This window comes from Sphingopyxis sp. MG (assembly GCF_002953155.1).
In the GTDB taxonomy this organism is placed as follows: domain Bacteria; phylum Pseudomonadota; class Alphaproteobacteria; order Sphingomonadales; family Sphingomonadaceae; genus Sphingopyxis; species Sphingopyxis granuli.
Genome location: NZ_CP026381.1, coordinates 796907 through 808894, shown reverse-complemented (window position 1 = coordinate 808894; position 11988 = coordinate 796907). Strand labels below are relative to the sequence as shown.

General features: G+C 66.9%; 12 protein-coding genes. 9 read left to right on the top strand and 3 right to left on the bottom strand.

Translation table 11 applies throughout. From position 1 onward, the window contains the following. Positions 1–91: 91 nt before the first annotated feature. The 8 genes from C3E99_RS03705 (at position 92) to C3E99_RS03670 (ending at position 7144) form a co-directional block, all read left to right on the top strand. Positions 92–973 (top strand): helix-turn-helix domain-containing protein, encoded by an 882-nt coding sequence (locus C3E99_RS03705; RefSeq protein ID WP_076074466.1) that lies wholly within the window; start codon positions 92–94, stop codon positions 971–973. Positions 974–1268: 295 nt separating this feature from the next. Continuing rightward, a complete protein-coding gene (locus C3E99_RS03700) occupies positions 1269–1772 on the top strand; it encodes an Rrf2 family transcriptional regulator (RefSeq protein WP_104959433.1) in 504 nt (167 codons plus the stop codon). A 4-nt stretch (positions 1773–1776) separates the two neighbouring features. Beyond that, positions 1777–3264, top strand: a complete 1488-nt coding sequence (gene sufB, locus C3E99_RS03695; RefSeq protein ID WP_104959432.1) for a Fe-S cluster assembly protein SufB — start codon at positions 1777–1779, stop codon at positions 3262–3264. 81 nt (positions 3265–3345) lie between these two features. After that, the gene (gene sufC, locus C3E99_RS03690; RefSeq protein ID WP_104960305.1) at positions 3346–4107 is read left to right on the top strand and encodes a Fe-S cluster assembly ATPase SufC; all 762 of its coding nucleotides are present in this window, start codon (positions 3346–3348) and stop codon (positions 4105–4107) included. A gap of 121 nt (positions 4108–4228) precedes the next feature. Next, positions 4229–4960, top strand: coding sequence for a SufD family Fe-S cluster assembly protein (locus C3E99_RS03685; RefSeq protein ID WP_104959431.1), 732 nt, complete (start codon positions 4229–4231; stop codon positions 4958–4960). A gap of 38 nt (positions 4961–4998) precedes the next feature. Beyond that, on the top strand, positions 4999–6201 hold the full coding sequence (locus C3E99_RS03680) for an aminotransferase class V-fold PLP-dependent enzyme (protein ID WP_083675027.1): 1203 nt from the start codon (positions 4999–5001) through the stop codon (positions 6199–6201). Continuing rightward, entirely contained in the window at positions 6198–6680 is a 483-nt protein-coding gene (locus C3E99_RS03675) for an SUF system Fe-S cluster assembly protein (RefSeq protein ID WP_067110457.1), read from the top strand. Before C3E99_RS03680 ends, C3E99_RS03675 begins: the two co-directional genes overlap by 4 nt. Before the next feature lie 101 nt (positions 6681–6781). Then, on the top strand, positions 6782–7144 hold the full coding sequence (locus C3E99_RS03670; protein WP_076074451.1) for a HesB/IscA family protein: 363 nt from the start codon (positions 6782–6784) through the stop codon (positions 7142–7144). Between the two features lie 224 nt (positions 7145–7368). Here C3E99_RS03670 and C3E99_RS03665 read toward each other — a convergent pair whose 3' ends face one another. Next, positions 7369–8085 carry an extensin-like domain-containing protein gene (locus C3E99_RS03665; protein WP_234002585.1) on the bottom strand — a complete coding sequence of 239 codons (717 nt, stop codon included), beginning with the start codon at positions 8083–8085 and terminating at the stop codon, positions 7369–7371. 37 nt (positions 8086–8122) lie between these two features. Continuing rightward, positions 8123–9493 (bottom strand): cytochrome P450, encoded by a 1371-nt coding sequence (locus C3E99_RS03660; protein ID WP_076077640.1) that lies wholly within the window; start codon positions 9491–9493, stop codon positions 8123–8125. Between the two features lie 260 nt (positions 9494–9753). Here C3E99_RS03660 and C3E99_RS03655 point away from each other — a divergent pair, with 260 nt between their 5' ends. Continuing rightward, on the top strand, positions 9754–10611 hold the full coding sequence (locus C3E99_RS03655) for a hypothetical protein (RefSeq protein WP_199775061.1): 858 nt from the start codon (positions 9754–9756) through the stop codon (positions 10609–10611). Between the two features lie 50 nt (positions 10612–10661). Here the strand turns inward: C3E99_RS03655 and C3E99_RS03650 are convergent, their stop codons facing one another. Then, complete coding sequence (locus tag C3E99_RS03650) at positions 10662–11987, bottom strand: dicarboxylate/amino acid:cation symporter (protein ID WP_076074448.1); 1326 nt, start codon at positions 11985–11987, stop codon at positions 10662–10664. Position 11988: the final 1 nt, after the last annotated feature.

Below are 11988 nucleotides of genomic sequence, written 5' to 3'. Positions count from 1 at the left end.
TCCGATCATTGCGGCTTGACGCCCCGCCGCTTATGGAAAATTATACATGTTGGAAACAAGGCGGCAATAAAGCCGCCGAGGGTCGTTCGTCATGTCAGACAATGCGTCCGCGGGCGCGGGGAGCAGCGCGCCGTTCGAGCTTCACTATTTTCCGCCCGATCCCGATCTGGCGGAGATGGTGTCGAGCTTTTACTGCGCGCGCATCAACATGCCGCGCTTCGACGAATATGAACGCGCCGACCGGCCGCAGTTCCGCTTCCTGACCGTGGCCGACGGCGAATATGTCTTTGCCGACGGTCATCGCACATCGGTGTGCCGCGCCAATATCGTCGGGCCGACGAGCGGGCGGGTGCGCGCGATCAGCAATGGCCCGACGCAGATCTTCGGCTTCGGCATGCTGCCGGCGGGCTGGGCGGCGCTGATGGGCGCCGACGCCGAAAAGCTGACCGATCGCGCGATCGACGCCGCCGACCTGTTCGGCGACTGGGTGAACGAGGTCGCAAGCCGCTTCCACGATGCGTCGAGCGACGCCGAACGGCTGGTCATCGGCAACAATTTCGTGCGCGAGGTGCTGAAGCGGGGCGAGCCGGCGCCGATGTGGTTCATCCGCACCGTCGACCGCTGGCTGACCGAGACGGCATCCCCCCACGTTCCCGACCTGGTCGCGGCCACCGGCATGTCGATCCGCTCGGTCGAACGGATGACCAAGCATTTCTATGGCCTATCGCCGCGCATGCTGGCGCGCAAATATCGCGCCGTCCGCGCCGCCGCGGCGCTGGCGCGCGGCGAGGATCTCGAATCGGCGCATCTTGGCGACGCCTTCTACGACCAGTCGCACCTGATCCGCGAGATCAAGCGCTTCGCCGGCGCGACGCCGGGACAGCTGGCGACGCCGACGCTCTATACCGAGGCAACGACGCGCGGACGCAAGCAGCTCGCGGGCAAGGTCAGCCCGATCGTGTCGGACACATAGGCGAGTCGGCGATGGCCGCATTTACCATCAAAATTTTTGATCGCGTCGATTTGGCGTTTTCATACAATCGCGAATCGCGGCGCGCGCATAATCGGGCATTGCGACCCAGAAGAGCTCTTCCTTTTCACGAGGACTGAGACCTTCATCTCGGCACTCGTTCGGCTTCGGCCGGGCGGGTGCCTTTTTATTTGCGCCGCACAAAATCGCCTTGCTTGTACCCCGCGCTTGGCTCGCCTATATAAGTGGAGTAATTTACTCCAGTTAAGAATCATTCGCAATTCCAGCGAGGAAATCCGTGCGCCTGTCCAACCTTGCCGATTATGCCGTGGTGCTGATGAGCGCCGCCGCGCGTCAGTGCGGGTCCCAAGTCGGTTCCGGGCCGCTGCACGCCGCGCGGCTGGCCGAGCAGACGGGCATTCCGGGGCCGACGGCGCAGAAGCTGGTGAGCCTGCTTGCCCGCGCCGGACTGCTGGTCGCCTCGCGCGGCAGCGGCGGCGGCGTCCGGCTGGCACGGCCCGCCGCGGCGATCAACATCGCCGAGATCATCGAGGCGGTCGAAGGCCCGATCGCGCTGACCGCCTGCTGCGACGAAGGCCGCCACGACTGCGGTTTCGAGGGCAGTTGCCAGATTCAGCCGCACCTCGGCATCGTCAACGGCGCGGTGCGCGCGGCGCTCGCGGACATCAGCCTCGCGACCCTTACCGTTGCGCCTGCAAAGGCGGAGGTCGCCGGTGGGCCCGCTCCGGCGCCGCAGGATAAAAAGACAGCGACCCCGGCCTTCGCCGGGGCGACGAGTTAGAGACATGACCGATACACCCGAAACCGCCCTCAAGGACCAGGCCGCTCGCGAGGCCGCGTTGCGCGTCGCCGATTACGAGCATGGCTGGTCCTCGCCGATCGAACAGGAATTCGCGCCCAAGGGGCTGAGCGAAGACACGGTGCGCTTCATCAGCGCCAAGAAGGGCGAGCCCGCATGGATGCTCGACTGGCGCCTGAAGGCCTATCGCCACTGGCTGACGATGACGCCGCCCGACTGGGCGAAGCTCAACGTCCCGCCGATCGACTATCAGGACGCGTACTATTATGCGGCGCCCAAGACGAAGCCGAAGGTGTCGAGCCTCGACGAGGTCGATCCCGAGATTCTGAAAGTCTACGAAAAGCTCGGCATCCCGATCGAGGAGCAGAAGGTGCTCGCCGGGGTCGAGGGCGCGCGCAAGGTCGCGGTCGACGCCGTGTTCGACAGCGTTTCTGTCGCGACGACCTTCCGCGAAGAGCTCAAGAAGGCCGGCGTCATCTTCCTGTCGATCAGCGAGGCGATCCGCGAGCATCCCGACCTCGTGAAGAAGTGGCTCGGCCGCGTCGTGCCGATGCACGACAATTATTTCGCGGCGCTCAACTGCGCGGTCTTCTCGGACGGCACCTTCGTCTATGTGCCGGAGGGCGTGCGCTGCCCGATGGAGCTGTCGACCTATTTCCGCATCAATGCCGAAAATACCGGGCAGTTCGAACGGACGCTGATCGTCGCCGACAAGGGCGCCTATGTCAGCTATCTCGAAGGCTGCACGGCGCCGATGCGCGACGAGAACCAGCTTCACGCCGCGGTAGTCGAACTGGTCGCGCTCGACGATGCCGAGATCAAATATTCGACCGTCCAGAACTGGTATCCCGGCGATGCCGAAGGCAAGGGCGGCATCTATAATTTCGTGACCAAGCGCGCGCTGTGCCAGGGCGCGCGGTCGAAGACGTCGTGGACGCAGGTCGAGACCGGCAGCGCGATCACGTGGAAATATCCGAGCTGCGTCCTCAACGGCGACGACAGCGTCGGCGAATTCTATTCGGTCGCGGTGACGAACAATTACCAGCAGGCCGACACCGGCACCAAGATGATCCACAACGGCAAGCGCACCCGCTCGACCATCGTCAGCAAGGGGATCAGCGCCGGCAAGTCGAACGGCACCTACCGCGGCCTCGTCCGCGTCGCGCCGAACGCCGAGGGCGTGCGCAACTTCACCCAGTGCGACAGCCTGCTGCTGGGCGACCAGTGCGGCGCGCACACCGTGCCCTATATCGAGGTCCGCAACCCGAGCGCGCAGGTCGAGCATGAAGCGACGACGAGCAAGATCAGCGACGACCAGCTTTTCTATGCGATGCAGCGCGGGCTTTCGCAGGAAGAGGCGGTGGCGCTGATCGTCAACGGCTTCGCGAAAGAAGTGCTGCAGCAGCTGCCGATGGAGTTCGCGGTGGAGGCGCAGAAGCTGCTGGGGATTTCGCTGGAGGGGTCGGTCGGGTGATAAACCCCACGCTCATAGATCAGGCAAGACGCCTTTCCACCCCAACCTCTCTCCTGGAGGGGAGAGGCTTGAAAGATGAATATGCTCAAAATTGAAAACCTCCACGCCACTGTCGCAGACAAGCCGATCCTGAAGGGGCTGTCGCTCACCATCAACGCGGGCGAGATTCATGCGATCATGGGGCCGAACGGCGCGGGCAAGTCGACGCTGTCTTATGTGCTCGGCGGTCGGCCGGGGTATGAGGTCACCGAGGGATCGGCGACCTTCACGCCTTCGCCTCAGGCGGGGGCGATCGACCTGCTCGCCCTCGACCCGCACGAGCGCGCCGCCGCCGGCCTGTTCCTCGGCTTCCAGTATCCGGTCGAAATCCCCGGCGTGTCGAACGTCCAGTTCCTGCGCGAAAGCCTGAACGCCCAGCGCAAGGCGCGCGGGCAGGAGCCGCTTTCGGGCGGCGAGTTCCTGAAGATCGCGCGCGAGAAGGCGGGGCTGCTGGGGCTCGACATGGACATGCTCAAGCGCCCGGTGAACGTCGGTTTTTCGGGCGGCGAGAAGAAGCGCAACGAGATGGTGCAGATGGGCATCCTCGACCCGACGCTCGCGATCCTCGACGAGACCGACAGCGGCCTCGACATCGACGCGCTGCGCGTCGTCGGCGAGGGGATCAACGCGATCATGCGCAAACCCGACAAGGCGGTCCTGCTGATCACCCATTACCAGCGTCTGCTCGACTATGTGCAGCCCGATTTCGTCCACGTCCTCGCGGCCGGGCGCATCGTCAAGTCGGGCGGGCCGGAACTGGCGCGCGAGCTGGAAGAACATGGCTATGCCGAGGTGGTGGCGTGACCCTATACGCGTACCCTTCCTTCCATTGTCATGCCGGACTTGATCCGGCATCCCGCTTTTCCGACGTGGGAAGCGGGACCCCGGATCAAGTCCGGGGTGACGAAATGCGGGAGGTAGAGGCGTGACGACCGCCATCCTCCCCACCCGTCGCGACGAAGCGTGGCGCTATGCCGACATCGAAGCGGTCGCCGCGGCATGGCCCCTGCCCGCGCCCGAGAGCATCATCGTGCCCGCGGGTGGCAACTTCGCACGCGCCATCGTGCAGGATACCGGCGCGATCCGGCAGATCGAGCTGGTGCTCGGCAAGGGCTCGGCCGCGTCGCTGCACGTCCTCAACATCGGCGGCGCCTATGGCCGCATCGAACTGAACGTCACGCTGCACGAGGGCGCCGACTTCACGCTCGGCGCGGCGCAGATCGGCGGGAGCGAGCAGACGCTGGAGATCGTCACCACCGTCACCCATGCCGAACCCGGCGCGCGCTCGCGGCAGATGGTGCGGTCGGTGCTCGGCGGCACCGCGACGGGCACCTATCTCGGCAAGGTCGCGGTCGCACGCGGCGCGCAGCAGACCGACAGCGAACAGGACGTGAAGGCGATGCTGCTCGACCGCAGCGCCACCGCCAACGCCAAGCCCGAGCTCGAAATCTTCGCCGACGACGTGCAATGCGCGCACGGCTGCGCGATCGGCGAGCTCGACGCGCAGGCGCTCTTCTACCTCCAGTCGCGCGGGCTTCCGCCCGCCGGCGCGAAGAAGATATTGCTCCAGGCCTTCGTCGCCGGCGTGTTCGACGGCGCCGAGGACGAGACGCGGCTGCAGGAGCTGGCGCTGGCGAAGCTGGGAGAATTGGTGTGACCAACCTCTCTTCTCCGTTCGCATCGAGCGAAGTCGAGATGCCTCTCGGCAGCGGACGCACGCCCGGTGTCTCGACTTCGCTCGACACGAACGGCATTCGGGATCAGTTTCCCGGCCTTACCCCCGGCTGGCATTATCTCGACAGCGCCGCCACCGCGCAGAAGCCGCAGGCGGTGATCGACGCCTGCACGCTGGCGATGGGGCGCGATTATGCGACCGTCCACCGCGGTGTCTATGCGCGCTCGGCCGACATGACGCTCGCCTATGAGGCGGCACGGCGGCGGATTGCGGCGTTCATCGGCGCGACCGAGGACCAGATCGCCTTCGTGCGCGGTGCGACCGAGGCGATCAACCTCGTCGCCTATGCCCATCCGAAGAAGGGCCGCGTGCTGCTGTCGCTGCTCGAGCATCACAGCAATATCGTGCCGTGGCAGCTCGCGGGCTGGCAGATCGACGTCTGCCCGCTGACCGCTGACGGCCGGATCGACCTCGACGCGGCCGAACGCATGTTGACGCCCGATCATACCATGGTCGCCTTCGCGCATGTGTCGAACGTGCTCGGCAGCCCGCTCGACGTCGCGCGCGCAGCGGAGCTTGCGCACCGCGTCGGCGCCGAGTTGCTGGTCGACGGCTGCCAGGCGGTGCCGCGGCTGCCGGTCGACGTCGCGGCATCAGGCTGCGACTATTATGTCTTCTCGGGTCACAAGCTCTATGGCCCGACCGGCATCGGCGTCCTGTGGAGCGACAGGCTCGACACGCTGCCGCCGTGGCAGGGCGGCGGGTCGATGATCGACCGCGTGACGTTCGAGAAGACGAGCTACGCCCCCGCCCCAACCCGCTTCGAGGCGGGAACGCCGGCGATCGTCGAGGCGCTGGGGCTCGCGGCGGCGATCGATTATGTCGATGCGATCGGCCTCGACGCGATCCACGCGCACGAATGTGTGCTGGTCGGGTCGCTGCGCGAACAGCTCGCACGGCGGAACAGCGTCACGCTGTTCGGTCCCGACACCAGCGCCGGGATCGTCAGCTTCGCGATGGCGGGCGTCCATCCGCACGACATCGGCACGATCCTCGACGAAAGCTCGGTCGCGATCCGCGCCGGGCATCATTGCGCCCAGCCGCTGATGGAGCATCTGGGCGTGGCCGCGACCGCCCGCGCGAGTTTCGGGCTTTACAGCAACGACGACGATGTGGCGGCGCTGATCGACGGCCTCGCCCGCGTCGAAAGGATTTTCGGATGACCGACGAACGCACGATCCGTATCGAGGAAGTCGAAAGCGTCGACGCGCCGCCCAGGGCGCGCGTCGCCGATGCCGAGGCGGCGCCGGAAACGATGGGCGCGAAGCTCGAACGCAAGCGCGACTATCTGGATGGCTTCCTGTCCGCCAAACCGGCCGCGGCCGACCCGAACGCAGTCGGCGGTGACCTGTACGAAGCCGTCGTCGCCGCGCTCAAGGATATCTACGACCCGGAAATCCCGGTGAACATCTACGACCTCGGGCTGATCTACAATGTCGAGATCGACGAGGGGCATGTGGCGATCACCATGACGCTGACGACCCCGCATTGCCCGGTCGCCGAATCGATGCCGGGCGAGGTCGAACTGCGCGTCGGCGCCGTGCCCGGCGTCGGCGATGCCGAGGTCAACCTCGTCTGGGACCCGCCCTGGTCGCCCGAGGCGATGAGCGACGAAGCGCGGCTGGAACTGGGGATGCTATGACCCCTCTCGCAAGCGCGAGGAGGTTGGGGGTGGGCCGCGGGCCGAATCATCCCTATATAGAATGAACCACCCCCGGCCCCTCCCCAGGCGGGAGGGGGGAGATGACGATGACGGACACGAAAACCAGAATCCGCCCCGCCGCGGTAACGCTGACCCCCGGTGCCGAGGCGCGCGTCGCGGCGCTGATGGAAAACGCCCCCGCGGGCGCGATCGGCGTCAAGCTGTCGACGCCGCGCCGCGGCTGCTCGGGGCTCGCCTACTCGGTCGACTATGTGACCGAAGAGGACCGGTTCGACGAAAAGATCGAGACGCCCGGCGGCACCTTCTACATCGACGGCGCCTCGGTGCTCTACCTGATTGGCAGCGTCATGGACTGGGTCGAGGATGATTTCGCCGCAGGCTTCGTCTTCCAGAACCCCAACGCCAAGGGAAGCTGCGGCTGCGGCGAGAGCTTCACCGTTTAAGGCGTGACGATATCGAATGGACTCGTCATTGCGAGCGGCGAAGCCGCGCGGCAATCCAGAGTGTGCGTAAACCGCTCTGGATTGCTTCGCTCCGCTCGCAATGACGAAGCGGGTCAATCCAATATCATCACGCTTTAAGGAACAAGCGCCCCCGGATCGGAACACCCAACCCGTTCGTGTCGAACGGGAAGAAAGGTCGGATCGAGAGCATCCGCGCCCACCCCTCAACGGCAGACCGACCAGCCCGCGGTGCGCGCCGCCATGTCGAGGTGGAAATGGTTGGCGTGCGCCGCGTCGTGGTCGGGCGACAGCACGGTGCTGAACAGGCCGCACGAGCCGTCGCGCACCGCGTGCAGGAACTCGCTCCGCCGGTCGCCGTCGTCCCAGTCGTTGATCAACGCGATGCGCGTTCCGTCGGCAAGGACGAAGGCCGAAATGTCGATCGCATTGGCGGTCGAATGCTCGCTCTGCGCCGCGCGCCCGGCGATGGTGCGGCAGTTGTAGCTGCCCAGATTCTCCAGTTCGACGACCTTCTGGCCGAAATATCGCTGTGCGAGCGGCTGCACGACGTCGCGGGTCCACAGCGCCATTGCCGCGGTCACCGCGCAGCCGGGGGCGGCGTTGGCGGGACGGAGCGAGGGAACGAGGCGGTCGCCGGTGAGCACCATGCGCTGGCTGGCACGGCAGGCGCCCTCGCCGACGACAGGCCGCCGCTGATACCCCGCCCCCGCCCGCTCGAACGCCGCGAAGCAGCCGGCATCGTCGCCGACGAGGCCGATCAGCTTGCGATGCGTCGCCCAGCCCTGCGGATGCGCAAGCTCGAACCGCGCGCCCGGCCAATGTTCGGGATGATCGCGCACCCATGTCATCGCGCGGATCGCGGCGACGGTCACCAGCAGGGCAGCGACGAACCACAGCAGATAGGGCCGGAAACTCTTCACCGCCCCCACGTGGCGGATCGCGCCCCGCCCGGCAAGGTCAGAGCGGCGTCAGCGTCACCGTCAGCCCGTCCTTCGGCCGCGGGATCGGCCACATCTGCCAATCGGGCGCATAGCCGTCCGCGATCTCGATGCGATGCGTCGTCAGGACGTGGTGAAAGAAGATCTTCGCCTGCATGTGCGCGAAATGCAGCCCCAGGCACATGTGCGCGCCGCCGCCGAAGGGCACCCATGCATATTTGTGCCGCCCCTTCGCCGCGTCGGGGGCAAAGCGCATCGGGTCGAACCGTTCGGGATCGGGCCAATATTCGTCCATCATGTGCGTATAGCTGGGGCTGACGCCGACGTTGGTGCCGGCGGGAATGCGATAGCCGCCGAATTCGAAATCGCGCAGCGCGCGGCGCGGGATCACCGGAACCGGCGGGATCATCCGCAGCGCCTCCTTGAACGCCCATTCGGTGAGTTCGAGTTCGCCCAGGCTGTTGTGCCCGACACCCTCGCCCGCGGGCGCGACGCGCAGCATCTCCTCGCACAGCCGGTCTTGCCATTCGGGATGCCGGCCGAGCAGCCAGACGAGCGACGTCACCGAACTGGTGATCGTGTCGTGCGCCGCCATCATCAGGAAATTCATATGGTCGACGATCGCCTCGACCGACAGATATTCGCCCCCCTCGTCCTTCGCCTGGCAAATCTGGGTGAAGATGTCGTCGCCGGTCGAGGCGCGGCGTTCGGGGACCATCTTCGTGAAATATTCGACCAGGAATTTCCGCCCGGCGACCCCGCGCCCCATCGCGGTGAACGGCAGGGGCACGCGGACAACGCCGATCGACGCCTGCACCATGTCGACGAACGCCTTGTTGATCCGTTCCGCCTCCGGACCCCAGGGGATGCCCAGAAAGCTGGTCGCCGCAAGGTCGAGCGTCAGCTGCTTGATCGCGGGATAGAAGGCGAAGCGCGTCCCGCTCCAGCGCGCGACACGGTCCCTGATCCCTTCGTTGAGCGCATCGGCATAGAGGCGCATCGGCTCGGGCTTGAAGGCGACCGACAGCGTACGGCGGTCGGCGCGATGCTTGTCGAAATCCATCAGCATCAGCCCGCGCGGGAACAGCAGGTTGAGCACCGGCCCCCAACCCTGTTCGGACGAGAACAGCTTGTCGCGGTCGAACAGCACCAGCTCGTTCGCTTCCGGCCCGACGAGCGATACCCCGCGCCCGCCGAAGCTGCGGGTGCGATAGACCTTGCCGTGGCGGTCGACCATGCGGTTGGTGAAGCCGACGGGATCGCGAAGCTGCGCCAGCGTCGTGCCGAGCAGGGGAATCCCGTCGTCGCCCGGGATATGATCGAGCGCGCTTTCGGGGCCGCGCGGCAACCAGTGCGCGGTGTCGGGACCGAAGCGGCGTTCGGACCACATGCTATTCGCGGGGACATTCATTGTCGCATCATCCTTGCTGATTCACCCGATCGCGCCGACGCTATCGCCCTATTGACACCGATGCAAGCAAGTGCCGGACGCGACAATGGGACCCGTCGGCCTCCCCCCTCGCGCAAGCAGGAAGCGAGAGCCGGCGTCGTGTCGCGCATCCATTCTCCATTCACCGCGAATTCAACTCGACTCGGGCAGTTTGTCCGACGGAAAACGGACCGCCTCGCTGGTCCGGAAAGGACAAGATCATGCGCAAGACGATCCGTCGCCCCCTCTCCCTCGCGCTTGGCGTGGTCGCGACGACCGCGCTCGGCGGCTGCTATTACGGCGACGTCTATGGCAGCAGCTATGCCTCCGCCGGGGCCTGCCCCGACGCCTATTACGACTACGACCCCTACAGCTATGACGACGGTTACGGCTATGGCTGCTACGATCCGGCCGATTACGGCGGCGGCTTCGTCCAGATCGGCTTCGGTGGCGGCTGGTACGACGATTATTATTATCCCGGCTACGGGATGTGGATGTACGACAATTACCGCAACCGCTATCCGCTACGCGGCCAATATCTGAACTATTGGGGCGGTCGGCGCGCGTGGTGGAAGCACCGCGGCGATCGCGGCGGCGGTCAGTGGCAGGGCAGTACCCGCCCCGGCAACCCGCCCGTCCGCCCGGGACGCCCCGGCGGCTGGCAAGGCCATGACGGCGACCGGCCGCAAGGCACCCGGCCCGGCCGCGGGACGCCCCCGGCGGCCGGCCATAACCCCACCCGTCCCGACAATGGCACCGCCCAGCCCCCGCGCCGTCCCGGCGGTTGGCAGGGTCGCGATGGCGACCGACCTCAGGGCACCCGACCCGGTGGCTGGCAGGGTCGCGACGGCGATCGATCGCAAGGCACGCGCCCGGGCCGTGGCACGCCTCCGGCGGCGGGCAACCGCCCCGGCGGCAACGGGGCAGTCCGCCCCCCGCGCCCGGCGCCCGAAGCGGGTGCGCCGCCCCCGCGCGCCTCGCGGCCGGCCCCGCCACCCCGCGCCACCCCGCCCGCACGGCCGAGTGGTCCGGTGCGCGGCAGCCGGATCGAGCCCACCGGGCCGGTTCGCGAACAGTAGAATCTCCGCTCTCGCCCCTCTCCTTCGGGAGAGGGGCCTGAACGCCCGCGTCAGGCGGCCGGCTCCGCGCCCTCCGCATCGCCGACGCCCGCCGACACCACCGTCGCGGCGACGAGGTCGCCGACGACGTTCAGTGTCGTGCGGCACATGTCGAGGAAGCGGTCGACCCCCAGCACCAGCCCGATCCCTTCCGGCGGCACGCCGATCGAGGCGAGGATCAGCGCGATCACGGGCAGCGATCCCGCGGGCACTCCCGCCGTGCCGATCCCGCCAAGGATGCAGACGAGCATCACCATCACCTGCTGTTGCATCGTCAGGTCGACGCCGAATAACTGCGCGAGGAAAATCACCGTCACGCCCTCGAACATCGCGGTGCCGTTCTGGTTGGCGGTGGCGCCGAGCGTGAGGACGAAGCGCGCCACCCGGTCGGGCAGGCGCAGCCCATCGTGCGCGACGCGCAGCGCGGTCGGCAGCGTCGCGTTCGACGAAGAGGTGGCGAAGGCCATCACGAAGGCCTCCTGCGTCTCGCGGAAGAAGGCGAGCGGGGACTTGCGCGCGAGCAGCCGCAGCACGATGGGAAAGACCACGAACATCTGGAGGCCGAGCGCGAGCAGCACGACGCCGACATAGGCCGACAGGCGAACCATCAGGTCCCAGCCGAACTCGGCGGCCAGATTGAACATGAAACAGAAGATCGCGACCGGCGCGAGCTGGATGACGATGCCGATCAGCGTCATCGCGACCTCGAACACCCCTTCGATCGCGCTCTTGAGCGTCGCGGTCTGCGGGGTTTGCACGATCATCAGGCCGATGCCGAAGAACAGCGCGAAGAACATCACCGCCAGCACGTCGTTCTGGCTCATCGCGCCGACGAAATTGCTGGGGATGATCGCGACGAGCGCATCCATACCCGTCTTCGCCTCGCCCGCCTGGCTGGTGATCGCCTTCGCCCCGTCGGCGCCCTGCGCGATCAGCGTCCGGGCCAGCGCGGGGTCGACCCCCGCGCCGGGCTGGAGCAGGTTGACGAGCAGCAGGCTGATCGCCACCGCCACGGCCGAGACGCATACCGTGTAGACCAGCGTGCGCACGCCGACCGACTTCAGCGCGCGCATCTCGCCCATCTCGGCCACCCCGACGATCAGCGCCGATACCAGCAGCGGGATGACGAGCATGAACAGCAGGCGCAGGAAAATCTGCCCGATCGGCCCCGTGACGTAAGCGGTGAGCGCATCGACCCAGCCGGCGTCGGCGGCGCCATAATGCACCGCCAGACCGGCGATCAGTCCCGCGGCGAAGCCGATCAGCATGCGCCATTGCAGGCGGCGGGCGCGCACCTCCTCGCTGCGCGCGCTCGCGCTCGCCGTCGTGTCGGCCATG